Source organism: Sinomonas sp. ASV486 (assembly GCF_030908215.1).
Taxonomy (GTDB): Bacteria; Actinomycetota; Actinomycetes; order Actinomycetales; family Micrococcaceae; genus Sinomonas; species Sinomonas puerhi.
In genome coordinates this window covers 20,614-45,514 of record NZ_JAVFJK010000011.1, presented here as the reverse complement: position 1 = coordinate 45,514, position 24,901 = coordinate 20,614, and the positions used below count along the sequence as shown (strand labels likewise).

Below are 24,901 nucleotides of genomic sequence, written 5' to 3'. Positions count from 1 at the left end.
GGGGACCCTCGGCGGGCCCACACCGCAAAAGGTGCGGGCCCGCCGTCGTGCGTTGCGGCACGGCTTGGGCTTAGGCCCACTCGACGGCCTCCGGGTAGATTGAGCCTTTGGGCTCTGCGGGAGAGGCGAGGTGGTCTGGCATGGAGTCGCTGGCGGAGATCGCCTACAAGGTGATTGCGGACCGGCTCATCATGCTCGACATCCGGCCCAACGAGTCCATCAACGAGTCGCAGCTCTCGAAGGAGATGCAGATGGGCCGCACGCCCATCCGCGAGGCGCTGCACCGCCTGGAGAACGACAGGCTTGTCGTGACGCAGCCGCGCAAAGGCTCGTTCGCGGCACCCATCGATATCACCGACCTCTCGGAGGTCGGCCAGGTGCGACAGATCCTCGAGCCGGCTGCCGCGCGGCTCGCGGCACGGAATATCCGGGATGCCCAGAGCCCCGAGATTGGGCAGTACGTAGGGCTCATCGAATCGGTGGGGGAGCGCGCCGTCGACCAGGGCGATCTCATGCGCCTCGACCTCTCCGTCCACAACGCCATCTACTCGTTGACGGGCAACGGCCACCTCGAGCACACGCTCCGCCACTACGGGAACCTCTCCACCCGCATCTGGCTCGTGGTCCTCGAGAGGCGCCCGCTCGTCGTCGAACACATCGCCGAGCTCGGTCCGATCCTCCGCGCCATCCTCGCCAAGGACCCGGATGAGGCCGGCGCCCTCATGGATGCGCACGTGCGCAACTTCAGCCGGTACATCGCCAGTGTCGTCTGAACTGTTCGCGACGGCCCCCGAGCCTTGACGCTGGTGCGTCCCGAGCGGACCCTTGGTGCTACAGGCGCGCTGGGAGCCTCAGCCAGAGGGGATCCCATGCGCCTACGTTCTGCAGCCGGACCAGTGGCTCGCCGCGCGGCAATCACCGTATTCTTGCCGCGCGGGCATTCACTGCAGCAGGCCGCCGCGGCTCGCCGGGGCGCCACGAACGGGATCACCTCGGACCATAGCCGCTTGGCGACGTCGGCGTCGGCCGCCCTCTGCGCGCTGGCCGTCCTGTCCGCGGCCCTCCTCGGCGGCGCGCAATACGGGACGTCGTCCTCGGCTCCGGCTGTATTCCCCGGGCGGTATTGGGCCTCGGCGCCACTCCCTGCGGTGGTCGGGACGCGCACAGTGCCGCTATGGGCCACGCCGCTGACCACGCCTCCGCTGACCAGGCCGCCGCTCGTGCTGCCCGTCGGACGGTTCATCCATCGGCCCTACCGGCAGCCATAGGTCTGCGGGCGTAACGCAGAGTTAACCCCAGGACGTTGACAGTGCGCCGGATCACACTCTAGGTTCTGATATATCAAGTGTCGTCAGGTAGTCATCAGATACCGTGACGAGACGTCGCCCCGCCACGAAGGAGTTCGATGGACATCCATGCCGCCATTGACGAGGCCAGATTTACCCGGTTCCACAAGAAGCTCGTCGCCGCCTGCATGGGCGGACCGATCCTGGACGGGTACATCCTCAGCATCATCGCGATCGCGCTGATCGGCATCAGCGCCGACTTCCACACCACCCCACTCGAGACGAGCCTCATCGGCGCGGCCGCACTCGTGGGGATCTTCCTTGGCGCGGTCCTCCTCGGTCCGCTGACCGACAAGATCGGCCGCCAGCTCATGTACACGATCGACCTCTGGGTCCTCGTGCTCGGCTCGGTCCTCCAGTTCTTCGTACAGGACGCCCTCCAACTCGTGATCGCCCGCTTCATCATGGGCCTCGCGATCGGCGCCGACTACCCGATCGCGAACTCCCTCCTGGCCGAGTGGCTCCCGCGGAAGCGCCGCGGCCAGATGCTCGGTGTCCTGAACGTCGGCTGGTTCATGGGGGCTGCCCTGGCCTCAATCGTCGGGTATGTGATGTTCGAGATCTTCGGGGAGGAGTCCTGGCGCTGGATGCTCGTCTCCTCGACCTTCCTCGGCGCCATCGTCATGCTCCTGCGCCTCGGCACCCCCGAGTCCCCGCGTTGGCTCCTCCACCACGGCCGGGTCAAGGACGCCAAGGCCGCCCTCCGCGCCGCCCTCGCGGACCAGATGAGCGTCGATCACGTCGTCTTCGAGACCGCCCGCCCTGACAAGTCCAAGCAGGGAAAGCTCGACCTGAAGATCCTCCTCAAGCCGATCTACCTTCGCCGCATCATCTTCTGCGCCGGCTTCTACGCCTTCCAGGTCGGCCCGCTCTTCGCGATCTACACGTTCGGTCCGACCATCCTCTCCTCGTTCGGGCTCGCTCAGGGCAACGTGTCCAACCTCGGCTCAGTCGCGATTGACATGGTCTTCCTCATCGGCTGCCTCCCCGCCCTCAAGCTCATCGAGACTTGGGGCCGCCGACCGCTGATCATCTGGTGCTTCGCCCTGATGTCCATACCGCTGTTCGTGCTCGGCTTCGCGCCCTCGGCGCCCGTTGGCATCGTGGTGGCCTGCTTCCTCGCCTATGCGCTCTTCTCCGGCGGCCCGAGCATCCTCGAGTGGGCCTACCCGAGCGAACTCTTCCCCACGAACGTCCGCGCGAGCGCCGTCGGCATCACCACCGCGGTCAGCCGCATTGGCGCGGCCCTCGGCACGTTCGGCCTCCCGTTCGCCCTCGAGGGCTGGGGCATCGGCCCGACGATGATCGTCGCCGCCGTCATCACCTTCGCAGGGTTCCTGCTCTCGCTCTTCCTAGCCGAGGAGACCAAGGGCATGTCCCTCGCCAAGGCCGGCGGACAGCCCGCGGACGACGACGCTACGCCGGCTACCGCTGCCGCTCCGGCTCTGGCAGTCCGCACCTCAGTGGCCGACTGACCCACACCGAGCGAAAAGGCGGGCCCGCACCGGGAAGGTGCGGGCCCGCCGTCGTGTGTTCGGCTGCTGTGCCGGTCAGTCCTCCGCCGCGACCGTGACGGCCTGGGCGGGGATCGGCTCGATCTTCCCCATGAGGAAGAGGTAGGAGGCCAGGCCACCGATGAGCGCGACGCCTCCGATAATGAACGCGTAGAGGAAGTGCCCGGTTGTGTCCACGATGAAGCCGGTCACGATCGGGGCTGCGACGCCCGCGAGCAGATTCACGCAGTTCACGATCGCAGCGAGCGAACCAGCGCTGCCCTCGGGAGCGATCAGGGCTGGCAGGGAGTTGCTCGTTACGTAAACCAGGGCGATGCCGGCACTGCCGATTGCGATCCAGATGATCGCGACAACCGGATTGTTGCTGAATGCGGCGCCGACCGTGAATAGCGCCACGATCATGCCAGCGACGAGTACACCCTTACGGACCTTGTCAGGGTTCGCACCGCGGCCGATGACCCGGTCGACCCACCAGCCCCCGATCGTCATCTCCGAGACGAACATCGCGAAGGCGGGAACGGCGGCATAGATGCCGCTCTGCAGGATGCTCTGGTTCATGCTGGTCTGCATGTAGCCGGGCAACCAAGTAAGGAGCATCCACAGGACGTATCCGGCGCCGGCCAGACCGAGTGAGAGACCCCAGACTTTGCGCTGGCGCAGGAGGTAGCCAATGGTCTTCCAGTCGCTCGCCGGGCGGATGTCCTCGCTGGTCGCGCCTCCTTTGATGATGTAGTCGTACTCCTCGGCCGAGAGCTTGCCCTTCGCGAGGTGGTGCTTGGGGCCCCTATACCGCCAGAGGAAGGCCGCGAGGAACACGAGGGAGAGGACTGCCTGAAGCCAGAACGCCTCGCGCCACCCCCACGTGGCAACAGTGAAAGCGATGAGCGGCAGGCCCAGGACATTCGCAAGGCGTGTGCCGCTGTCGAAGATGGCCGTGCAGAGGCCCCGTTCGTGCCGCGGGAACCAAAGGCCGGTGGCCTTCATCGCTCCTGGGAACGCAGGGGCTTCGGCGACGCCGAGGAAGACGCGGGCGAGGATGATGACCCACGCGCCGGACGCGATGGCGGTCAGGACCGAGGCCACGGTCCACAGGACGGCACTGGCTCCCCAGACCTTCTTGACCCCGAACCGGTCGAGCATCATTCCCGACGGAATCTGCATGATGGCGTAGGACCAGAGGAAGGCCGATGAAAGGACGCCGAATTCCGTTGCCGTCAGCCCGAACTCGTCGGTGAGGGGCTTCTGGGTGACAGAGATAGAGAGGCGGTCCACGTAATTGATGAGAATTCCGAAGCCCATCAGAAGGGCGATGCTCCACCGCGCCTTGCCCCGTGGTCGTGCGGCCTTGATGGCGGGGTCGTGATGGACGTTCTTGGATGCCTGAGACAACAAAGGAAGCTCCTGGACAGTGGTGAGTTGGACTCAAGGCGCGTGCCGGGAGGTGGTGCCTTCCCGAACCCGTGCGTGGCAGGCCCCCGCAGGAGGGCCGCGATGGTTCAGCTGTGCTGGAGGGCTCCGCGTCCGGGGTGGGCTTAGGCGATCCCGAATGGCAGCCGCGGGCGGCCATTCGGATTCTGCCGCCCATGGACGATCAGAGTCTCGGGAAGCCGGCGACTTTGCCGTCGCCTCCCGGCGTGCACTGAACTCGTCTTCAGCGCGGCGCCAGCAGAGATGTTCATCGGATTGCCGTTTCTAGGTCAAAAGAGGGAGTCGAGTGGGCTACCTCACATTGGATTGATGGATCCAGCGTAAGTGTCCCATCAGAATTTCACAACAGGGAAATCAACTTCCACATCGCGAAATCATCTGGACAGCATACGCGTGCTCGATCGCGGGTGTGCCAGCTCGCGCGGTGTGGGTGAGGCCTTGGGGGGCCAGTGCGCCGAAGACCGCGGATGCCGCGCCCGCCTGTGCGCGTGACCAGTCGACGCGGCGGGTTTTCTGGTGCTTTGCACATCGGAGATTGCCGCTTTCCGCGAATAGCTTGGAGCGCCGGTGTTACGCGAGTCACAGGGTCTCGCCCGAGCGGGCACCGCAAGAGATCACAGAGGAGAAGCGCATGACCAGCTCCACAGGTCAAGCCCAGGGCAGCCGAGGACTCGAAGTCCGCTCGATCGATTACGTGCCCCTCGATGAGCGGCACGGAAAGGTCTCCAGCATCGGTCCGCTCTGGTTCATGAGCAACGCCCAGATCGCGACTCTGGCCGTGGGCCTGATAAGCATCACCACTGGCGGGAACCTCATCTGGTCGATGGTCGCCATCGCCGTCGGGGTCCTCCTTGGGACCCTCTTCATGGCGGCCCACTCCTCTCAGGGCCCCCATCTCGGCCTGCCCCAGATGATCCAGTCCCGCCCGCAGTTCGGCTACATCGGTGCCCTCCTGGTCTGGCTGTTCGCCTACCTGCAGTACGCCGGCTTCAACATCTTCAACACCGTCCTGGCCGGGCAGGCGATCGGGGCCTCCCTGCACGTCGGGTCCGACGCCATGTGGTTCTGGGTGGTGACCATCGTGGCGGTGGTCGTCGCAATCTTCGGGTACGACCTGATCCACCGGTTCGAGCGGTACCTGACCTACCTCACGGTCGCGATGCTCGCGCTCCTGACCATTGCCGTCCTCACCCATCTGGACCTGCCCGCAGGGATGTTCGACCTCGGAGGCTTCCAGCTCGTGCCGTTCCTCGCCCAGCTCGGCGTTGCCGCCGGCTACCAGATCTCCTGGGCGATCTACGTCTCGGACTACTCCCGGTACCTCCCGCCGGCCACCGCCGGCCATGCCTTCCGGTACACCTTCTGGGGCAGCGCCCTCGGCGGCATCTGGGTCATGTTCCTCGGGGCCTTCATCGCCGCCGCCGCGGGCACGGACTTCGACACCATCCCGTCGATCCAGGCCACCGCCGAGAGGCTCTTCCCGGGCTTCGGCTCGATCGCCCTGGTCATCGCCGGCCTCGGACTTGTGTCCGTGACCGCGCTGAACATGTACGGCGGGTCCCTGACCCTCATCTCCTCCATCGACAGCCTGCGCAAGATCAAGCCCACGCTCACGCTGCGAATCGTCACGATCGCCGTCACCGCAGCGATCTCGGTGGTCCTGGCCAACATCGCGTCCGCGGACTTCCTGGCAGACTTCAACGACTTCCTGCTGCTCGTCCTGTACTTCTTCATCCCATGGACCGCCGTGAACCTCACCGACTACTTCATCGTGCGCAAGGGCCACTACGCGATCGCGGAGATCTTCAAGCCGAACGGGATCTACGGCCGCTGGGGGTGGCCGGGCATCGTCTCCTACCTGGTCGGCTTCGTGGTGATGATCCCGTTCTTCTCCGCCGGCACCCTCTTCGTCGGGCCGATCGCCCAAGCCATGGACGGAGCCGACATCTCCCTCTTCGTCGGGCTGCCCGTCGCCGCGATCCTGTACTGGCTTCTCAGCCGCAACGTGAACGTGGCGGAAGAGGCCAGGCTCGGCGAGGCCGAGTACGCAGGTCTCGACGCTGCAGCGCACAGGCACACCCTGTCAGAGTAGGCGGCCGGATCGGGGAAGCGCGGCGAACCGAGCTTCCGGTGACCTACGGCACAGCGAACGGCGGGCCCGCACGGGGAAGGTGCGGGCCCGCCGTCGTGCGTGAAGCTCCGGCTCCCTCAGCCATCCCGGGCCAGGGGCATGAGCGACGGCGGTCGGCTCCTGATACACTCGGGGGTATACGTAATACCCCAGGGGGTATTCGACCGACGATAGAGGAGTTTGCCGATGTGCTACCCAGTGACGTGCAAGACGTGCAAGAAGACGACCTGGTCCGGTTGCGGCCAGCATGTGGATCAGGTGAAGCGCGGTGTCGCGAAGGCTGACTGGTGCAACGGCCAGCACTCCCAGGCGGAAATCGACGCCGCGAAGGGCCCGAGCCTCCTCTCCCGCATCTTCGGCCGCTGAAACCCTGATAAGCGGACGACGGCGGGCCCGCACCTCGAGGATGCGCGCCCGCCGTCGTTCCCGCTTACTTGGCCGTCTGGCCGGCCCGAGACACGCGACTTAAGTCCATTCCGGGGGAGCGGACCGCGTCGCTAGGTTGCTGTCATGCACGCTTGTGAACGACGGCACCCCTCAGAGCGATGACGTCCCCCGGACCGGACACGGCCGCGAACCACGTGGCCGGGCGGCGCACCCTGCTCAAGGTGTTGGGAGCCGGCGCGGCGGGAGTCGCAGCAGCTCCACTCCTCTCCGCCTGCGTCCCGGCCCGGGACGCAGCCTCGGCAACCCCCACGGCCTCGCTCGCGCCGAGCCCTGCGCGGGAGGTCCCGCCCCTCCTTGACCAGGAGAAGGTCAAGAGCGCCCTGGCGAAGCTGGACGGGATTGTCCAGGATGCGATGAAGAGCACCGGAGTGCCTGGCATCGCCGTGGCGGTCGTCTACCGGGACCAGGTCGCCTACCTCAAGGGCTTCGGCGTGCGCGAGGCAGGCAAGCCCGAGAAGGTGGGCCCGTACACGGTGTTCCAGCTCGCCTCGGTGTCCAAGCCCCTCGCCTCGACCGTCATCGCGGCGGTTGTGGGACGCAAGGCCGTGCAGTGGACCGATCCGCTCATCAAGCACAACCCGGGATTCGCGCTGAGTGACCCGTTCGTCACCCGGAACGCCACCTTCGAGGACATGCTGTCCCACCGAGGCGGCCTCAGGACCGGGTCCGGCGACCTGCTCGAGGACCTCGGCTTCGACCAGTCCTACATCCTGGCGCACATCGGCCAGCAGCCCCTTGATTCCTTCCGCGCGAGCTACAACTACAGCAACTTCGGCTTCACCGAGGGCGGCGTCGCAGCGGCAGCGGCCATGAAGATGCCGTGGGAGGACCTGGCCGACCAGGTCCTGTTCAAGCCACTGAAGATGAACTCGACCAGCTACCGGCACCGGGACTACCTCAATGCGGCGGACAAGGCGCTCATCCACGTCCGGGATGGGCAGGGCTGGGTGGCCAAGTACGCACGCGACGCCGACGCGGAGGCCCCGGCCGGCGGCGCGAGCTCCTCGGTCCGGGACCTCGCCGAGTGGATACGCCTGCAGCTGGCGGCCGGCTCCTATGGCGGCCAGACCGTCGTGGACCCCGAGGCGCTCGCCGCCACCCACGTCCCACAGATCGTGTCCGGGCCGCCCTCCGGGCCCGCCGCCCGGACCCGCTTCTACGGCATGGGCTGGAACGTCTCCTATGACGACCACGCCCGGGTCCAGCTCGGGCATTCGGGCGCCTTCAACCTCGGCGCGGCGACGGCGGTGGCCCTGCTGCCCGGCGAGCAGCTGGGAATCGTGGTCCTGACGAATGGCCGGCCCGAGGGCATCCCCGAGGCGATCAGCGCGGGCTTCCTCGACGTCGCCCAGAACGGAGACCCCACTGTCGACTGGATCAGCTTCACGGGTGGCGTCTTCAGGGCGATGGACGAGTCCGAGAAGCCGGCGGTCGACTACTCCAAAGCCCCCGCCCAGAGCACCCCGGCCCGCGCGAACTCCGCTTACACCGGGAGCTACGCCAATCCGTACTACGGCCCACTGGCCGTGGCCGAGGCGGGCGGGGCCCTCACCCTGCAGATGGGCCCCTCCGGCAAGCCCACCACGTTCCGGCTCACGCACTTCGACGGAGACACCTTCTCCTTCGAATCGGTGGGCGAGAACGGCAACGGCCTGGCCGGAGCGATCTTTGCCCTCGGGGCCGACGGAGCCGCCTCGAGCGTCCGGCTGGACTTCTACGACAAGACCGGCCTGGGGACGTTCGTCCGGCAGGGCACCGGGAACCATGGCTGAGGGGGCCGTGTGACGTCCGGGCGCGTGCCCAGACGATGGGCGCACGCATCCGCGGTCCTCGGCGTCGCCGCGCTCCTCGCCCTCACCTCGTGCACGCCCCGGCCGACCGCGGACGCCGCCGCGACCACGGGAGGCGCCAGCGCGCCGTCGTCCGTGAATCCCGAACTCGCGGCGAAGGTCCGGGCGATCGTCACCGACACGATGGCCAAGGACCGCCTCAGAGCGGTGATCGTGCGGGTCACCGTGGGCGGCCAGGCTGTCATCACCGAGGCGTTCGGCGAGTCCATGCCGGGGGTGCCCGCCACCACGGACATGCACTTCCGCAACGGAGCCGTGGCGATCTCGTACATGTCCACGGCGCTGCTCCAGCTCGTCGACGCGAAGAAGGTCAGCCTCGACGACAAGCTCTCCAAGTGGCTCCCGGAGGTGCCCCACAGCGACAGCGTCACGCTCGGGCAGCTCGCCCAGATGACCTCCGGCTACGCCGACTACGTCCAGGACCAAGGCCTCATCGACGCGCTGTACAAGGACCCGTTCCACACGTGGACGCCGGAGGAGCTCGCCTCGATCGGCGCGTCCAAGCCGCTTTTCTACAAGCCCGGGACCAACTGGGACTACGCCCACACCAACTACGTGCTTCTCGGTCTGGCCCTCGAGAAGATCACCGGCATGCGGCTGGATGCGCTCCTGCAGGAGAAGGTGCTCGGGCCCCTCGGGCTCCGGAACACGCGCGATCCCGGCTCTCCAGCGATCCCTGAGCCCGTCCTCCACGCCTACACGTCGGAGCGCCGGGAGCCGCTGAAGATCCCGGCTGGCATCCCGTTCCTGGAGGACTCGACGTACTGGAATCCGTCCTGGACGCTCGCCCGCGGCGCCATCCAGACCACAGACATTGCGGATATGGCCGCGACCGCGGACGCGATCGGCTCGGGCACGCTGCTCTCGCCGGAGTCCCACGCGCTGCAGGTCAGCCCGAGCCTGCGCGGCAAGGGCAGCAAGATCGACGGGTGCCCCACCTGCGCGCAGCAGAGCGTCGGGTACACCTACGGGCTCGGCGTGGTGATCAGCGGTGACTGGCTCCTGCAGAACCCGATGTTTGCCGGCTACTCCGCGGTGGAGGCCTCGCTCCCATCCCAGAAGATCGCCGTCGCCGTCGCCGCCACCTACAGCGCGGACGCCTTCGACAGCTCGGGGAACACCCCCAACCGGGCGCAGGATCTCTTCCGTCTCATCGGCGCCGCAGCCGCGCCCGACGACGCCCCTCCCGTCCCGCCGTCCTAACGCCGGCCGCTTGGGCCGCCGGCAGCTCCTTGGCCGGCGGGAACCTGCTCCTCGCTCCGGTACATCGCGGCCTCGGCATGGGCGCGGGACCTCCATCTGGTCCACGCGCGGACGGTGGCGACCAGCGCGACGACCGTGACGGCGCCCGCCAGCCACCACCCCACCACGGGAACGGTCGAGAGCAGGACGGCGGCGAGCAGGAAGTACGGCACCGTCCGGAGGCCCTCGCTCACCGCACGGGCAGGCAGGGCCAGCGCGATCGTGAACCACAGGAGCGCCGCGGGCCACGTCGTCGTGGCGTACCAGACCCCGATTACGGCGCTGATGGCGCTCGCGAGCAGGGTGGTCAGCCACCAGTCGCGCCCGGGCCTGGACCGCTCGACGGGCGGGCCCATCGTCCCCTGGGTCACCGCCGACGCGACGTCCGCCGCGATGCGCGCGGCAGGCTTGACGAACAGGCGGTAGCCGAGGCGGAAGAGCACGTCGAGTCCCAGGATCGAAGGTGTGGTGCCGGGGTGGGGCGGTGAACGTCCCCGAGGATGCTATCGGGCCGATCACCTTCGGCCACGCACCGCCACAGCTACGTCCTTAGGTCCCTCGCAGGGCCCGGATCTGCGCCAAGTGGTCGTCCGCAGGACTGGCCGCGCCCGGGCGCCGTCCGTAGGCTAGGCGACAAGCGTTCGGCGAGATGCCGGGCCGCGGAACCCGAGGCGAAGGGGCTTGTCACGATGACGAAGACGCACGTCCACGAGAGCCACACTGTCACCGAGCATGAGCACGGTGACGGCTGCGGACACGAGACGGTAGAGCACGGCAACCACGTCGATTACGTGCACGACGACCACCGGCATGCCCTCCACGTGGACCACTACGACGATCACGAGCACGTCGCAGAGCACAACGTCCACGACCACAGGCACGAGCCCGGCTGCGGCCACGCGGAAATCCAGCACGGCGACCACGTGGACTACCTCCACGGCGGGCACAAGCACGCCGAGCACGAGCACCACTACGACGAGCACTGAACCCGCCCGGGGGGTTCGACATCGCTCAGCCGCCGTGACCAATGAAGTCCCGCTCCCCGGCGGGGACGTCACCGAGGGGATCGTGCGCGTCGGGGGCACCGTGCGCCGGCCGCTCGGCCCGCACTCGCCGCTCGTCCATGCCGTCCTGGGGCACCTTGAGTCCGTCGGGTTCGAGGGTGCCCCGCGGTTCCTCGGCCTCGACGACCGCGGCCGGGAGGTGCTCACCTTCGTCGAGGGCGAGGTCGCCGGCCGCCCGCACCCGGCCTGGCTCGCCGATGATGCACGCCTCGCCTCGGTGGCCCGGCTGCTCCGCGCGTACGACGACGCCGTGGCCGGGTTCGAGCCTCCGGCCCACCTCCTCGACGCGGTCGCCCCGCCCGACCTGCCGGGCATGCCGCCCGAGCCCTCCGTGCCCGACGGGGCCGAGCGGTTCATCGGACACCTGGACGTCACGCCCGAGAACGTCGTGTTCCGCGGCGGCCAGGCCGTGGCCCTCATCGACTTCGACCTCCTCAGGCCCGCCACGCGGGTCGACGAGGTGGTCAACCTGTGCCTGCATTGGGCCCCGCTGTCTCCCGAGCAGGACCGCAGCGATCCGCTCCGGCGAGCGGACGCCGTCGTGCGCACCCGCCTCGTCGCGGATGCCTATGGCCTCGACGACCCCGCCCGCGCCCTGCTGGTGCCCACAGCGATCCGGAGGACCGAGCGGTCCTGGCACCTTATGCGCCACCGCGCCCAGACGCTCGGAGGCGGCTGGGCGCGGATGTGGGCGGACGGCGTGGGGGAGACGATCCTCCGCCGGCTCGAGTGGCTGAACGCCGAGGGGGAGCGGATCACGGTGGGCCTCGGTGTGGGGCGGTGACGCCGGGGCGCACGCCGGGCGCACGCGATAACAGGCCCTGACCGGCACAACAGGTGCGCGCGCGCACCGGTCATGCCGGTCAGGGCCTGCCATGCGGCGGGCGCTGGGCTCAGCCCGACGGGCACCGGCCCTCAGCGCGAGCCGTCGTGCGGCTCAGACGAGGACAGCCGTCGGCAGCATGAACCCGGCGAAGAAGTCGGCGAGCTCCTGGTGCGCGTCCAGGGGGAGAACCTGTGCCACGTACTGGTCGGGGCGGACCACCACGATGGCCCCGCGGGTGCGGTCGATCCCGCGCTCCTCGAAGATGTCCGATCCGGCGGCGTCCGCGGTGAACATCTTCTCGTAGTCCACGAGCCCGAGCGGGCCCTTGCGCGGCATGAGGAACTCCGGCAGCTTCTCCAGGGCGAGGTCGCGGTGGCCCTGCTGGAAGACGGCCCTGACGTCGAACACGGCGTCCGGATCCGCGCCGTCCGGCGTGAAGCGGCGCACCGGCGAGTCCTCCGACTCGGCGAGGAACCGGCTGAAGGCCGCGATGCCCGACTCGGGGGACTGCGGGTCCCCGGCGCCGGCGAACGCGTAGATGCGCCAGCGGCCGTCCGCCTGGGCCACGTGCCCGAGGCCCACGGGCCTCGCGTCGGCCAGCCGGACCACCGGTGCGGAGTAGAAGCGCTGGCCCACGGGGAAGCCCGTCGCAACAGCCTGGTGCTCGGCGGTGCCGGTGAGCAGCGCGGGCGTGTACTCGGTGGCGAACCCGGCAGTGAACCGGCCCGCCTCGGTGAAGATCTGCTGCTTCTCGGCGGGGTCGACGCCGCCGGCCTCGGCGTGCTCGGGGTCCTTCGGCTTGGCCGCCATCATCGTGGAGAAGCGCAGGTCGAAGTCGATGAGCTCCTGCGCGATCGCCTTGCGCTCGCCGGCGTAGGTGTCCAGGAGCGACTCGGGGCTCCGCCCCTCGAGCACGGCAGCGAGCTTCCAGCCCAGGTTGAATCCGTCCTGCATCGAGACGTTCATGCCCTGACCGGCCTTGGCGCTGTGGGTGTGGCACGCATCGCCGGCAATGAAGACGCGCGGGGTGCGGGTCCCTCGCTCGGCGTCCAAGACGTCGTCGAACCGGTCCGCGATCCGCTGGCCCACCTCGTAGACCGACCACCAAGCGGTTTCCTTCACCTCGAGCGTGTACGGGTGCAGGATCTTCTGCGCCGCCTCGACGAGGGACTCACGGGTGAAGCGCTTGCGCGCATCGCGGTCGGCGGGATCGAGGTCGCCGAGGTCCACGTAGAACCGCACGAGGTACCCGCCCTCGCGGGGGATGATGAGGATGTTGCCGCCCGAGGGCGACTGGATGACCGACTTCACGCGGACGTCCGGGAAGTCGGTGACCGCGAGGACGTCCATGACGCCCCACGCGTGGTTGCGCGCATCGCCGCGCAGCTCGATCCCGAGCGACTTCCGCACTGCCGAGCGCGCGCCGTCGGCCCCCACCACGTACTTGGCGCGCACGACGACGGTGCTCGCCTCAGCGGGAACGGCGGCAGCGCCTGCCTCGCCGTCAGCCGCGCGGCGCAGGGTGACCTTCACGGGGTAGTCGCCACCGTCGGGGAGGACCTCGACGTCGGTGACTTCGAGGCCGTACTCCGGCTCGAGGCGCGCGGGGGAGTTGCGCATGTGCTCGAGCAGGTACTCCTGCATGCGCGCCTGGTTGACGATCACGTGGGGGTATTCGGAGAGGCCCTCCGCCACGTCCTGGACGCGTCCCGTGCGCACGATCCCGCTGCTGTCCGCCGATTCCGGGCCCCAGAACGTGGTCTCGTTGACCCAGTACCCCTCGCGCATGAGCTTCTCCGCGAGGCCGAACGCGTTGAACATCTCCACCGTGCGGCATGCGACGCCGTCCGCCTGGCCGAGCTCGAGCGGTCCGTTGCGGCGCTCGACGACCCGCGTGGTGATTCCGGGGAATTCGGCGAGCTGGGCCGCGAGCACCACACCGGCAGGGCCGGTGCCGACGACGAGGACGTCGACTTCCTGGGGCAGTTCGCCGCTGCCTGAGCGGGGCTCCACGCCGCCCGGGGCCGCGGGGCGGAGGTCGGGGTCTCCGGGGCGGTAACCGTCAAGGTAGAACTGCATGGCTGCTCCTCGTTGCTCGCGTTGATCGCTCGGGTCCGTAGACCCCGGGCTGGATCCCGCGGGCGACATTGCCGGGCGGGACCCCTGTCACCAAGGCTAGTGACACGGCTCACGAAAGTGCTAATAAGTTCTTCTGTGCAGAAGAATCGGAGCCAAGATCGGCAAAGAAGCCCATATCTAGGCCTTTCGCTGATATGTGCGTTCTGCTTTGCAGAATACTACTGACCGCGTGAGGGGGTCGGCGGCTCTCTGCCCGGAGGGCCTCAGCCGCCCGTCAGTCGCCCTTCGGGCTGAACGGCTTCGGCACGTACGTGAAGCTCGAGGTCGCCAGGAGCTTGCCGTCGGCGTCGGCCACGTCCACCGAGGCGACCACGATCGTCCGCCCCGCCCGCACGAGCCGCGCCGTCGCCACCGCGGGGCCGCTGCGCGAGTTGTCGATGAAGTTCAGGCTGGACTGCACCGCAAGCGGGAAGAGCCCCGGTTCGAGGGCCTGCATCGCGAGGAATGTCCCCGTGACGTCGGCGGCGCCGAAGAGCGCCGTGGCGGAGAACATGCCGCCTGCCTGACGCAGGCGCGGGGCGAGGGGGATGCGCATGGCAAGCGTCGCGCCGTCGCACGCGTGCGGCTCGATCCCCAGCGTGTCCGTGATCTCCTCGAAGCCGATGCCCGCGCGGAACGCGTCCCACGCGGTCAGGAATTCTTCGAGGCTGGCGGGCAGGGGCACGCGGGGGTCCTTTCGCTGGGACGGCGGTGGAGTGAGTGGGCGCAGTACGCTTCCATCTCCTGTACCGACGCGGTCGGCGCCGAAGTTACGCGCCCTGTTCACGCCAGCTGGGACCGCCTTCCCGCAATCCAGCCCGCAACGTTCGGGCCGAGGATCTCCGTGCCCGGTCCGGCAAGCAGCGCCCCGTTCGCGAAGCCGGGCAGTGGGGGCTCGACGACGGTGACCGGCCTCCCGTCGCCACGGGCTGCCAGGAGCCGCCGCACGAGGTCGGGGAGGCGGACGGCCTCCGGGCCCGCGATGGTGACGTCCCGGGCCCGCCTGCGGGTGGCCTCGCGGACGAGGACCTCGGCCACCGCATCCACCGCGATCGGCTGGACGTACCAGTCCTCGGCGGTCACGCGGTCCGGCTCATAGCTGACGGCGCTCGAGCGCTCGGCGAACTCGAACCATTGCGCCGAGCGGACCACCGACACCTCGAGTCCGCTGTTCCGGACGGTCTCCTCCTGATCGCGCTTGGCCACGTAGTAGCTGAACGTGTCGAAGTCCGGCTTCTCGACATTGGCGATCGAGAGGGCCACGAGCCTGCGCACCTCGGCGTCCACGCACGCGTGCACGAGATTCCGGGCCGAGCGCACGACGGCGTCGAAGCGGCTCATGCTCTCATCCGGCGGTGTGGGGCTCGAGGTATCGATGGCGACCTGCGCGCCGTCGAGCGCCTCCGCGAGCCCTGCGCCCGTGACGAGATCGACGCCGCTGCTGCGCGACATCACCACGACATCGTGCCCCTGCTCCTGCGCGAGCGCTGCGACCCTCGATCCGGCCGTGCCGGTTCCACCCACAACGGCGATCTTCATGCGCCCAGCCTACGGTGGTAGGGCTGTCCGGTGGTTGAGCGGAGTCGAAACCTGTGTGGTCTGACCGATACCCTCTGACACGTGGCACGAGTGACAGCACCAACAGACGCACCGCCCGCGGGCAGTTCCCGGCACAGCCCCGGGCGGCTTGCGTTCCTGGGCCTGTGCCTCGTGCTCATCGGGGTGAACCTGCGGACGGCCTTCTCGAGCTTCTCGGCGGTGCTGACCGAGATCCGCGCGAGCGGCTCCGTGCCGGACTGGGCCGTCTCCCTGCTCACGACGGCGCCCGTGACACTCCTCGGGATCTTCGCACCGCTCGCTCCGGTGCTCGCCCGACGTTTCGGGCCGAAGCGCGTGCTCCTGGGCGCGATGGCCCTCCTGACGGTGGGCCTGTTCGTCCGGCCTTCCGAGTGGGGCGCCGCCGGGCACCTCCCCGGCCTTATCCTCGGCACGGCCCTGTGCGGTGCGGCGATTGCGCTGTGCAATGTGATCCTGCCGAGCGAGGTCAAGCAGGACTTCTCCCACCGGCTCGGCCTCATGGGCGGCCTCTACACCGCGGCGATCGTGGCGTCCGCGGCGCTCGGCGCGGGCATCACGTACCCGCTCTTCCGGGCGACGGGGAGCTGGAGCTCCGCCCTCCTGTCCTGGGCGTTCCCCGCCCTCGCCGTCACGCTCCTGTTCATTCCCGTAGCGGTGCGGGCGCGCCCGGTCCGCCGCAGCGTGGAGGGCGGCGGGACGAACGTATGGCGGTCCTCCACCGCGTGGCACGTGACCCTGTACATGCTGTTCCAGGCAATGACCTCGTTCAGCGTGTTCGCGTGGCTCGCGCCGATCCTGCGCGACAGGGGGATCGACGGGGTGACGGCGGGGCTCATGGTGTCGGCGTCGATCGGGCTCCAGATCCTCGGCTCGCTCTTCGCCCCCACGCTCGCGGCGCGCCTGTGGGACCAGCGCGCCCTCAACGTCACGCTCGCGGTCATGACGTCCCTCGGCTTCGCGCTGAGCGTGCTTGGGCCCCTCGAGCTCATCTGGGTCTGGATCGCGCTCCTGGGCCTCGGCCAGGGGGCCTTGACCGCCGCTGCGCTGACGATGATCATGCTCCGCACCCGCGATTCGCACACCGCCGTGAACCTGTCCGGCATGATGCAGGGCGTCGGATACGGCGTCGGGTCCGTGGGAACGCTCATGGTGGCGCAGATCCACCAGTCGACGGGGAGCTTCGTGCCGGCCGGGTACGCGTTCCTCGCCATCGGGGTGGGCGCGTCGGTGTTCGGATACCTCGCCGGGCGGCGGCGCAACGTCGACGCCTGAGGCGGGGCTCGACGCTCGCGCTCGCGGACGGGTGTCTAATATGTCCAGACAGGTGGGCACGCGGGGAGGCATCGGCATGACGATGAGGTACAAGGCCATTGCGGCCGATCTGGCGAGCAAGATCGAACGGGGGGCCTGGGACGTCGGGGCCTTCCTGCCGGCGGAGCCGGCGCTCGCCGCGGAGTACGGCTGCTCGCGCGAGACCGTCCGCTCCGCCCTCGCCCAGCTCGAGGACCAGGGCCTCATCGCCCGGCGCAAGGGCCAGGGGACGAGGGTCCTGCGCACGACGCCGGCCAACGAGTTCCACTCTCGGCTCACCTCGATAGAGGAGCTCGCGCAATACGGCCAGGAGGCCAGACGGCGCGTCGAGTCGGTCGAACGGCTGCCGGCGCGCGGCGCTGCGGCCAGCTGGTTCGGCGTCAACGAGGAAACGCGCCTCGTGCGCATCGCGACGACGCGCCGCCTGCCCGGGCAGCACTCGGGGGAGTACGGCGCCCCGGTCTCCGCGGCCGACGTCTACCTCCTCGAGTCTGACTTCGACGCCGTCTCCGGTGAGCTGGGAAGCGGCGAACAGCTCATCGCGGACATCGTTGCCGCCCGGACCGGACGGCGGTTGGTGCGCGTCCTCCAGAGCATCCAGGCGATCGAGATCCCGCCGCACACGGCCGCACTCCTCGGCCGCGAGCCCGGGAGCCTCGGCCTGCGCCTGACCCGCCGCTACGTCGACGGGGACGGTGCCGTGTTCGAGGTTGTCGAGAGTGTGCACCCGGGCGAATCGTTCGTCTACGAGTCGGTGCTCGAGCGCGCGGGCTGAGGTTTCGGTCGGAGCTCCGGCCCGCTCCGCTTCGTCCCGCCGCCCGCCCTCGCCGCGCTGAGGCAGCAGAGGCCTTGACACCCGTCTGCGGCATGCCTCACATTTGTCTAGACAGATTAAATGTCTAGACAGGTGAGGCGTCAATGAAGTCGCAAGAACAGCTCATGTCCACGGCCACCGCGCCGCGGCCCAGGAAGGCCTGGTACCGGGGGCTCGGCGCCCAGGTGATGATTGCCATGGTCCTCGGCATCGCCGTCGGATTCGCGTTCCCGGACTTCGCGAAGTCCCTCAAGATCGTCGGTGACCTGTTCCTGGCGCTCATCAAGACCGGCATCGCGCCGCTCGTGTTCCTCACCGTCGTGACGGGCATCCTCTCTGCCGGGAACCTCAAGCGGGCGAGCCGCATCGGGTTCTCGGCCCTCATCTACTTCGAGATCATCTCGACGCTCGCCCTCGCGATCGGCCTCCTCGCCGGAAACCTGCTCGGCGTCGGCCAAGGCGCAGGCGCGCTGACGTCGTCGTCCGGCAAACCCCCGGCCACGAACGGCGACCACTCGCTCGACGGATTCCTCACGCAGGTCTTCCCCAGCAGCTTCGTCGGGGCGTTCACGTCCACCCAGCTGCTCCAGGTTGTGATCCTCGCGATCATCTTCGGCGCGGGCCTCCTGGCCATCAAGCCGGACGTCCTGGCCAGGATCAGCTCAGGCCTCGACACGATCTCCGAGGCGTTCTTCGGCCTCGTCAACGTGGTCATGAAGCTCGCCCCCATCGGCGCCTTCGGCGCCATCGCCTACTCCGTGGCGTCCAACGGCTCATCGATGCTCGTGGCCCTGGCTGCCCTCGTGGCCGAGTACTGGATCGTCGTCGCGGTGTTCATCACCGTGGTCCTGGGGCTCGTGGCACTGGCGGCCGGGTTCAACCTCTTCCGCCTGCTTGTCGTCGTGCGCGACGAGATGAGCATGGTGCTCGGCACGGCGTCGTCAGAATCGGCACTCCCGGGGCTCCTCCGGAAGCTCCCCGCGATGGGCTGCTCGCAGCAGAGCGTGGGCCTCGTCGTCCCGACCGGATACGCGTTCAACCTCGACGGCACGAGCATCTACATGGCCGTGTGCACCCTCTTCCTCGCCAACGCCTACGGCGTGCACATGGGCTGGCCCGAGCAGATCGGGCTCCTGCTCATCATGCTCCTCACCTCCAAGGGTGCCGCGACCGTCTCAGGCGGAACGTACGTCGTCTTCGCCTCGACAGTCGCCGCGACCGGCTACCTCCCGGTCGAGGGCGTCGCGATCCTGTTCGGGGTCTACCGCTTCATGTCCATGGCCACCGCGTTCTGCAACACGTTCGGCAACGTCGTCGCGACCGTCGTGATTTCCCGGCTCACCCGGGAACTCGACCGCGACCGTTTCGCCTGGGCCCTCGCCAACCCGAGCGAATTCCTCGCCGAGCTCGACGCCTCGCCCTCCGGCCACGACATCGCCGGCCCCCGTAACCCCTCTCCCGTCCCGGCCCCAGCCGCGGCGACGCACGACGCCGCCCGGCCGCCCGCCGTCGTCCGCGCATCCGCCGCCTCGGTCACCGCAGAGAAGTAAAGGAACCACCATGAGCAGCACCGTCTACGACTCCCTCCTGTTCCGCGACATGTTCGGCACCCCCGGCATGCGCGACGTCTTCAGCGATGAGGCCTACGTGCGCCGCATCATTGACACCGAGACGGCGCTCGCCCGGGCCGAGGCCGCCGTCGGGCTGGTCCCGGCCGACGCCGCGGCGCGGATCACCGCGACCGCCTCGTTCGAGGGCCTCGACCAGGAGCGGCTGCGCCGCGAGACGGACATCGTGGGCTACCCGATCCTGCCGATCGTCGAGCAGCTCAGCGAGCAGTGCGGCGACGACGGCGGCTTCATCCACTGGGGCGCCACGACGCAGGACATCATGGACACCGCCACGATGCTCCAGTGCAAGGAGGGCCTGCGGATCGTGGGGGAGCAGCTCGATGCCGTCCGGGCCGCCGTCGCAGGGCTCGCCGAGGCGCACCTCAACACCATCACCGCGGGCCGCACGCACCTCCAGCACGCGCTGCCCGTGACGTTCGGATTCCGGGCGGCCGTCTGGCTCTCGGCGCTCGACCGCCACTCGGAACGGCTCGCCCAAGTGGCTCAGAGGGCGCTCATGGTCCAGTTCGGAGGGGCGGCGGGGACGCTCGCCTCGCTCGGTACCGGGCCCGAGGGGCTCGAGGTGCGCGCCGGGCTTGCCGCCGAGCTGGGCCTGCGGGATCCGGAGATCACGTGGCACGTGGCGCGCGACGGCGTCACGGAGATCGTCACGCTCCTCGCCTCCGTCGGTGCGTCCCTCGGCAAGATCGCGCTCGACGTCATGCTCATGTGCTCGTCGGAGTTCGGCGAGGCCGCGGAGCCGTTCGTCATGGGCCGCGGCGCGAGCTCGACCATGCCGCAGAAGCGCAACCCGATCTCGTGCGAGCTCATGCTTGCTGCGGCAAAGATGCTGCGTGACAAGTCATCCACGATGCTCGATGCCATGATCCAGGACTTCGAGCGCGCCACGGGTCCGTGGCATCTCGAATGGGCCACTGTGCCGGAGTCGTTCCTGCTCATCTCGAGCTCGCTGCACCAGGCCGAGTTCATGCTCTCGGGCCTCGAGGTCGACGCCGACCGCATGCGCGCCAACACCCGACTGACCGGCGGCCTCATCGTCGCCGAGGCCGTCATGATGGCCGTCGCGCCCGCGCTCGGACGGCAGCGCGCGCACACCGTGGTGTACGGGGCGTGCAAGGCGGCCATCGAGTCCCGCACGACCCTCGAGGAGCAGCTCCTCGCCGAGCCCATCCTCGTGGAGAAGCTCGGTGCCGCTCGGATCCACGGGCTGTGCGAGCCGTCGGGCTACCTCGGAAGCGCGGGGGAGATGACCAAGCAGGTCCTCGCGGCCCACGGGCGCTGACGTTCGCCTTCCGCCCGACCCCCGCCCGCCCGCCCGCCGGGCGGGGGTAGGCGGGGGCGGGAAGTGCCCACGCCAGATCAGTCCCGGCCCCTCGGGACGTAGGTGTTGACCGGCCGTCCCGTAGCGCCGTACTCGAGGTGCAGCGCGAGCCGGCCCTTCCGCTCGAGCTCGCTCAGGTAGCGCTGGGACGTCGGACGGGAGATGCCCACGAGGTCCGAGACGTCCTGGGCGCCGAGCGGATGCCCTGCGGCGAGGACGGCGTCGAGCACCTTCTGCATGGTCGGCGGGAGGCGGCGGGGCGCCGTGGGGCCCGTCCCGCCCCACGCCGCGGCGGCGCGCTGCGAGGCGAACAGCGCGTCAACGTCGGTCTGGCCCGTGATCCCGGTGGCGCTGCGTGACTCGGCGTCCGCGCGCCACCGCCGGTACGCCCCGAGCTGCTCGGCGAGCTGCCCGAACCCGAACGGCTTGACGAGGTAGTAGACCGCCCCTCCGCGCATCGCCGCCCGCACGGTGGCGACGTCGCGCGCCGCCGTGATGATGACGACGTCGACGTCCTCTCCCGCCTCGCGCAGCGACGTCAGGAGCGAGATGCCGTCCTCGTCCGGCAGGTACACGTCAAGCAGGAGCAGGTCTGGCCTCTCGCGCGCAATGGCTGCCCGCGCCTCGGCGGCAGTGTGTGCCTCCCCGACGCACTCATACCCCGGGATCCGCGCCACTTGGGCGGCGTGCAGCCGGGCCACCCGGAAGTCGTCGTCGACCACGAGCACCCTGATCGCCAGACTGCTCACCGTGACTCTCCCTTCGGGATCCAGACCTCGAACCGGCCTCCCGGACCGGCGAACACGTCCATCGTGCCACCCGCGCGGCGCACGATCCGCGCCACGAGCGCGAGCCCGATCCCACGCCGCATCCCGGTGCGCGGCTCCTTCGTCGTGTACCCGTCGCGCACGACGTCGTCCACCGCCTCCGCGGGCACGCCCGGTCCGCTGTCGGTCACCGCCACGAAGACCCCCGAGGAGTCGTCCAGCGTGAGGGTGACCTCGCGCGGCCCCGGGAGCCCCGCAACGGCGTCGACCGCGTTGTCGAGGAGGTTCCCCACGATCGTCAGGAGGTCCTGCGTGGCGAGGGCCGGCTCGCGCAGGCGGGACTCGTCAGACACCCTCACCAGGACATCCTGCTCCGCGGCCACGGTGATCTTGGCGAGGATGAGCGCCGCGAGCTCGGGCGGCTCGATGCGGCCGCGCAGCCCCTCGCCGAGGGAGCGTGACGTGTCCCCGACCCCCGAGATGAACGCGCGGGCCTGCTCGGCCTCGCCGAGGTCCAGCAGGCCGCCCACGGTGTGCAGCCGGTTCGCGTACTCGTGCTCCTGTGCGCGCAGCGCCTCCATGAGGCCCTCGAGCGAGCGCAGGTCCCGCACGAGCGCCTCGACCTCGGTGCGGTCGCGCAGGGTGACGACGGCGCCCACGCTCCGTCCGCCCACGCTCACGGGCATCCGATTGGCCACGAGCAGGGCGTCCTCGGTGATGACGGTCTGGTCTGCGCCGGCGTCGCTCCCCGTGAGCACGTCGCGCAGCCGCCCGGGAGGGATGAGCTCCTCGACCGGGCTGCCCAGGACGGTGTGCTCGAGGTGGAGGAGGCGGCGGGCCTCGTTGTTGATCACCGTGACCCGCCCGGCGTCGTCGAGCCCCACCATGCCTTCGCGGATCCCGTGCAGGAGCGCCTCGCGGTCCTGGAGGAGGGAGGCGATCTCGGAGGGTTCGAGGCCGAAGGTGGCCCGCTTGATGCCGCGTGCGAGCAGGAAGGATCCGGCCCCGCCGAGGAGCACGATCAGCACGGAATAGGCAGCGATGGTTCCGACGTCGCGGGTGAACTCGGTGCTGACCGCGGCCTCGAGGATGCCGACCGAGACCTGTCCGATCACCCGGCCGCCCGCGTCCAGGATGGGAGCCTTCGCGTTCGCTGAGTCGCCGAGGCTGCCGCGGTTGATGCCGACATGCGTCTGGCCGTCGAGGACCGCGACGGGTTCCTCGAGCCGCTGCCCGATGAGCGCGGAGGTGGGATGCGAGTAGCGGATGCCGTCCCGGTCGGTCACCACGACGTAGTCCACCTGTGCCCGCGTGCGCACGAGCTCAGCGATCTCCTGGATCCGGCCCGTGGGGTCCTCCGCGGTGACGCCCGCGGCGACCTCGGGCATCTGCGCCACCACCTCCGCGACGCCGAGGGCCCTGAGGCCGTACTGGTCGTCGAGGACCTGTCCTGTCGTGCGGCTCGCCACGAGCCCGCCCAGCGCCACCGTGACCACGAGCAGCCCGAGCGTCCACACGAGGATCTGCGAGGCGAGCGGACGCGCCTGCCACCAGCGGCGCATCTTCTTCATGGCAGTCTCCCGGTCCCGTGAGCAAAAGCTTCAAAACATGAATGAAGGCTAATAACCCTCGCAAGAATCGCAACGGTTCCTGCAGGGGCGTGCCGTTTTCTACGGTAGGGGCATTCGCTGTGATCCAGCTCACTGGGCATGAAGAAAGGATCTACCACAAAACCATGAATGTCATGAAATCCCATCCGCTGCCTGCCGGAGAATCCGCGGGACGGATCGAGATAGCAGGGCTCACAAAACGCTACCTGACACCCAAAGGCGAGACCTTCACAGCCATCCGGGACGTGACCCTCTCGGTGGAACCGGGTCAGTTCTGCTCGATTGTCGGCCCCACCGGCTGCGGCAAGTCGACGACGCTCGCCCAGGTCTCCGGGCTGGAGCGCCCCAGCGAGGGCTACGTCCGGGTGGCCGGTCAGACGGTCGACGGCGTCACGAACGGCGTGAGCTACATGTTCCAGGCGGACGCGCTGTTCCCCTGGAAGAGCGTCCTGGCGAACGTCATGATGGGCCCCATCCTCCTCGGCACACCGAAGCGCGAGGCCACGGAGCTTGCCCGGGACTGGCTGCGCCGTGTGGGCCTGGCCGGGTTCGAGGACCGCTACCCGCACCAGCTCTCGGGCGGCATGCGCAAGCGCGTCGCCATGGCCGCTGCGCTCATCAACAACCCCCGGATCCTGCTCATGGACGAGCCGTTCGGCGCCCTCGACGTGCAGACCAAGGCGATCATGCAGAACGAGCTGCTCAAGCTCTGGGAGGAGCTGCGCCCGTCGGTCCTGTTCATCACCCACGATCTCGACGAGGCCGTGGCGCTCTCCGACCGCGTGGTGATCATGACGAGCAGCCCCGGAACGGTGAAGGACGTCTTCGACATCGATCTGCCCCGGCCTCGCGGCAACGTCCAGGAGATCCGGCACGAGGACCGCTTCCTCGAACTGCAGGGCCGCATCTGGGAGTCGCTCAAGGATGAGGTCACCCGGGCCTACGCCAAGACGGCAGGTGCAGCAGCATGACGACTCAGGTCCACGAGGAGAAAGATGTGAGCACGCAGGAGAAGCGGGAAGTGGCCCCCGTCCCAGGGCCCGTGCCGACGCCCGCGGCCGCCGGCAGGGCAGCCCATCGTCGCCGCACAGCTTTGATCTGGGTGGGAAGGATCGTCCTCGCCGTCATCATCGTCGGCGGGTGGCAGCTGTGCACCAACGTGAAGCCGGACGGCAAGCACCCCTTGGTAGATCCCTTCTTCTTCGGCATGCCGACGCAGATCTGGGATAGCCTCGTGACGCTTTTCACCAATACGGAAGATGCCTCCTTCGGTTCGATCTGGGAGAACATCTGGGTCACCGGCCAAGAGGCGATCTTCGGCTTCCTCCTCGGAACGCTCGTGGGAATCGTGCTCGGTCTGCTTCTCGGCTCGAACAGGTACCTCTCCGCGGTCGTCGGCCCGTACATCCGGATCGTCAACTCGATCCCCCGAATCATCCTCGGCTCGATCTTCATCGTCGCCTTCGGCCTCGGAACCTTCCCGAAGGTCCTGCTCGCGGCCGTGCTGGTCTTCTTCGTGGTCTTCTTCAATGCATTCCAGGGCGTCCGCGAAGTCGACCAGAACCTCGTTGCGAACGTCCGCGTCCTCGGGGCCTCTCCGCTTCAGGTCGCGATCCACGTGACCATCCCGTCCGCCATGACGTGGATCATCGCCAGCCTGCACACGGCTTTCGGTTTCGCGATCATCGGCGCCCTGGTGGCAGAGGTGCTTGGCGCGCAGCAGGGGCTCGGCCTCATCATCAGCCAGGCTCAGGGGAGGTTCGATCCGGACACTGTCTTTGCCTGCATGATCATCATCGCCGTCTTCACCCTCTTGGCCGAATTCCTCATCGGACTTCTCGAGCGCACGCTCCTCAAATGGCGGCCACCGAACAAGTCTGAAGCCCAAGCCATCTGACCGCAG

At 68.9% G+C, this 24,901-nt stretch carries 22 protein-coding genes; 15 read left to right on the top strand and 7 right to left on the bottom strand.

The genetic code is table 11. From position 1 onward, the window contains the following. The first annotated feature begins 140 nt into the window (after positions 1-140). The 3 genes from RBS60_RS15385 to RBS60_RS15375 all read left to right on the top strand — a co-directional run bounded on the left by RBS60_RS15385 (position 141) and on the right by RBS60_RS15375 (position 2,821). Positions 141-773 carry a GntR family transcriptional regulator gene (locus RBS60_RS15385; protein WP_307958461.1) on the top strand — a complete coding sequence of 211 codons (633 nt, stop codon included), beginning with the start codon at positions 141-143 and terminating at the stop codon, positions 771-773. Positions 774-1,007: 234 nt separating this feature from the next. Continuing rightward, a complete protein-coding gene (locus tag RBS60_RS15380) occupies positions 1,008-1,268 on the top strand; it encodes a hypothetical protein (RefSeq protein ID WP_307958460.1) in 261 nt (86 codons plus the stop codon). Between the two features lie 137 nt (positions 1,269-1,405). Continuing rightward, on the top strand, positions 1,406-2,821 hold the full coding sequence (locus tag RBS60_RS15375) for an MFS transporter (protein WP_307958459.1): 1,416 nt from the start codon (positions 1,406-1,408) through the stop codon (positions 2,819-2,821). 75 nt (positions 2,822-2,896) lie between these two features. Here RBS60_RS15375 and RBS60_RS15370 read toward each other — a convergent pair whose 3' ends face one another. Next, positions 2,897-4,252 (bottom strand): MFS transporter, encoded by a 1,356-nt coding sequence (locus RBS60_RS15370; RefSeq protein ID WP_307958458.1) that lies wholly within the window; start codon positions 4,250-4,252, stop codon positions 2,897-2,899. Between the two features lie 667 nt (positions 4,253-4,919). On the opposite strand from RBS60_RS15370, the gene RBS60_RS15365 reads away from it, so the two are divergent. From RBS60_RS15365 to RBS60_RS15350, 4 genes are all read left to right on the top strand, one after another. Then, complete coding sequence (locus RBS60_RS15365) at positions 4,920-6,380, top strand: cytosine permease (RefSeq protein ID WP_307958457.1); 1,461 nt, start codon at positions 4,920-4,922, stop codon at positions 6,378-6,380. A 225-nt stretch (positions 6,381-6,605) separates the two neighbouring features. Then, entirely contained in the window at positions 6,606-6,785 is a 180-nt protein-coding gene (locus tag RBS60_RS15360; protein WP_307958456.1) for a hypothetical protein, read from the top strand. Between the two features lie 179 nt (positions 6,786-6,964). After that, positions 6,965-8,638, top strand: coding sequence for a serine hydrolase (locus tag RBS60_RS15355; protein WP_307958455.1), 1,674 nt, complete (start codon positions 6,965-6,967; stop codon positions 8,636-8,638). 9 nt (positions 8,639-8,647) lie between these two features. Continuing rightward, positions 8,648-9,919 carry a serine hydrolase domain-containing protein gene (locus tag RBS60_RS15350; RefSeq protein ID WP_307958454.1) on the top strand — a complete coding sequence of 424 codons (1,272 nt, stop codon included), beginning with the start codon at positions 8,648-8,650 and terminating at the stop codon, positions 9,917-9,919. On the opposite strand, the gene RBS60_RS15345 is transcribed toward RBS60_RS15350, so the two are convergent. Beyond that, the gene (locus tag RBS60_RS15345; protein ID WP_307958453.1) at positions 9,916-10,401 is read right to left on the bottom strand and encodes a hypothetical protein; all 486 of its coding nucleotides are present in this window, start codon (positions 10,399-10,401) and stop codon (positions 9,916-9,918) included. The genes RBS60_RS15350 and RBS60_RS15345 overlap by 4 nt on opposite strands. A gap of 246 nt (positions 10,402-10,647) precedes the next feature. Here RBS60_RS15345 and RBS60_RS15340 point away from each other — a divergent pair, with 246 nt between their 5' ends. Both RBS60_RS15340 and RBS60_RS15335 read left to right on the top strand, forming a co-directional pair. After that, complete coding sequence (locus RBS60_RS15340; RefSeq protein WP_307958452.1) at positions 10,648-10,944, top strand: hypothetical protein; 297 nt, start codon at positions 10,648-10,650, stop codon at positions 10,942-10,944. Positions 10,945-10,978: 34 nt separating this feature from the next. Further along, a complete protein-coding gene (locus RBS60_RS15335; RefSeq protein WP_307958451.1) occupies positions 10,979-11,806 on the top strand; it encodes a phosphotransferase in 828 nt (275 codons plus the stop codon). A 153-nt stretch (positions 11,807-11,959) separates the two neighbouring features. Here RBS60_RS15335 and RBS60_RS15330 read toward each other — a convergent pair whose 3' ends face one another. From RBS60_RS15330 to RBS60_RS15320, 3 genes are all read right to left on the bottom strand, one after another. Further along, positions 11,960-13,927, bottom strand: a complete 1,968-nt coding sequence (locus RBS60_RS15330) for an FAD-binding monooxygenase (RefSeq protein ID WP_307958450.1) — start codon at positions 13,925-13,927, stop codon at positions 11,960-11,962. A gap of 274 nt (positions 13,928-14,201) precedes the next feature. Next, positions 14,202-14,651, bottom strand: a complete 450-nt coding sequence (locus RBS60_RS15325) for a PaaI family thioesterase (RefSeq protein ID WP_307958449.1) — start codon at positions 14,649-14,651, stop codon at positions 14,202-14,204. Between the two features lie 98 nt (positions 14,652-14,749). Further along, complete coding sequence (locus tag RBS60_RS15320) at positions 14,750-15,505, bottom strand: NAD(P)H-binding protein (protein ID WP_307958448.1); 756 nt, start codon at positions 15,503-15,505, stop codon at positions 14,750-14,752. Between the two features lie 90 nt (positions 15,506-15,595). Between RBS60_RS15320 and RBS60_RS15315 the strand changes: the two genes are divergently transcribed. From RBS60_RS15315 to RBS60_RS15300, 4 genes are all read left to right on the top strand, one after another. Further along, positions 15,596-16,816, top strand: a complete 1,221-nt coding sequence (locus RBS60_RS15315) for an MFS transporter (protein ID WP_307958595.1) — start codon at positions 15,596-15,598, stop codon at positions 16,814-16,816. 76 nt (positions 16,817-16,892) lie between these two features. Continuing rightward, positions 16,893-17,630, top strand: a complete 738-nt coding sequence (locus RBS60_RS15310; RefSeq protein WP_307958447.1) for a GntR family transcriptional regulator — start codon at positions 16,893-16,895, stop codon at positions 17,628-17,630. Positions 17,631-17,794: 164 nt separating this feature from the next. Further along, positions 17,795-19,219 (top strand): cation:dicarboxylate symporter family transporter, encoded by a 1,425-nt coding sequence (locus RBS60_RS15305; protein WP_307958446.1) that lies wholly within the window; start codon positions 17,795-17,797, stop codon positions 19,217-19,219. A 10-nt stretch (positions 19,220-19,229) separates the two neighbouring features. Beyond that, complete coding sequence (locus RBS60_RS15300; protein WP_307958445.1) at positions 19,230-20,582, top strand: adenylosuccinate lyase family protein; 1,353 nt, start codon at positions 19,230-19,232, stop codon at positions 20,580-20,582. A 77-nt stretch (positions 20,583-20,659) separates the two neighbouring features. On the opposite strand, the gene RBS60_RS15295 is transcribed toward RBS60_RS15300, so the two are convergent. Continuing rightward, complete coding sequence (locus RBS60_RS15295) at positions 20,660-21,370, bottom strand: response regulator (RefSeq protein ID WP_307958444.1); 711 nt, start codon at positions 21,368-21,370, stop codon at positions 20,660-20,662. Then, positions 21,367-22,959 (bottom strand): sensor histidine kinase, encoded by a 1,593-nt coding sequence (locus tag RBS60_RS15290; RefSeq protein WP_307958443.1) that lies wholly within the window; start codon positions 22,957-22,959, stop codon positions 21,367-21,369. Before RBS60_RS15290 ends, RBS60_RS15295 begins: the two co-directional genes overlap by 4 nt. A 173-nt stretch (positions 22,960-23,132) precedes the next feature. Between RBS60_RS15290 and RBS60_RS15285 the strand changes: the two genes are divergently transcribed. Beyond that, the gene (locus RBS60_RS15285) at positions 23,133-23,969 is read left to right on the top strand and encodes an ABC transporter ATP-binding protein (RefSeq protein ID WP_307958442.1); all 837 of its coding nucleotides are present in this window, start codon (positions 23,133-23,135) and stop codon (positions 23,967-23,969) included. Positions 23,970-23,995: 26 nt separating this feature from the next. Continuing rightward, positions 23,996-24,895, top strand: a complete 900-nt coding sequence (locus RBS60_RS15280) for an ABC transporter permease (RefSeq protein ID WP_307958441.1) — start codon at positions 23,996-23,998, stop codon at positions 24,893-24,895. The last annotated feature ends 6 nt before the right edge of the window (positions 24,896-24,901 follow it).

Coding starts and splice junctions, on each gene's coding strand:
- RBS60_RS15385 (WP_307958461.1), top strand. CDS start 141: ATGGAGTCGCTGGCGGAGATCGCCTACAAGGTGATTGCGGACCGGCTC.
- RBS60_RS15375 (WP_307958459.1), top strand. CDS start 1,406: ATGGACATCCATGCCGCCATTGACGAGGCCAGATTTACCCGGTTCCAC.
- RBS60_RS15365 (WP_307958457.1), top strand. CDS start 4,920: ATGACCAGCTCCACAGGTCAAGCCCAGGGCAGCCGAGGACTCGAAGTC.
- RBS60_RS15360 (WP_307958456.1), top strand. CDS start 6,606: ATGTGCTACCCAGTGACGTGCAAGACGTGCAAGAAGACGACCTGGTCC.
- RBS60_RS15355 (WP_307958455.1), top strand. CDS start 6,965: ATGACGTCCCCCGGACCGGACACGGCCGCGAACCACGTGGCCGGGCGG.
- RBS60_RS15340 (WP_307958452.1), top strand. CDS start 10,648: ATGACGAAGACGCACGTCCACGAGAGCCACACTGTCACCGAGCATGAG.
- RBS60_RS15330 (WP_307958450.1), bottom strand. CDS start 13,927: ATGCAGTTCTACCTTGACGGTTACCGCCCCGGAGACCCCGACCTCCGC.
- RBS60_RS15320 (WP_307958448.1), bottom strand. CDS start 15,505: ATGAAGATCGCCGTTGTGGGTGGAACCGGCACGGCCGGATCGAGGGTC.
- RBS60_RS15310 (WP_307958447.1), top strand. CDS start 16,893: ATGACGATGAGGTACAAGGCCATTGCGGCCGATCTGGCGAGCAAGATC.
- RBS60_RS15305 (WP_307958446.1), top strand. CDS start 17,795: ATGTCCACGGCCACCGCGCCGCGGCCCAGGAAGGCCTGGTACCGGGGG.
- RBS60_RS15300 (WP_307958445.1), top strand. CDS start 19,230: ATGAGCAGCACCGTCTACGACTCCCTCCTGTTCCGCGACATGTTCGGC.
- RBS60_RS15290 (WP_307958443.1), bottom strand. CDS start 22,959: ATGAAGAAGATGCGCCGCTGGTGGCAGGCGCGTCCGCTCGCCTCGCAG.
- RBS60_RS15285 (WP_307958442.1), top strand. CDS start 23,133: ATGAAATCCCATCCGCTGCCTGCCGGAGAATCCGCGGGACGGATCGAG.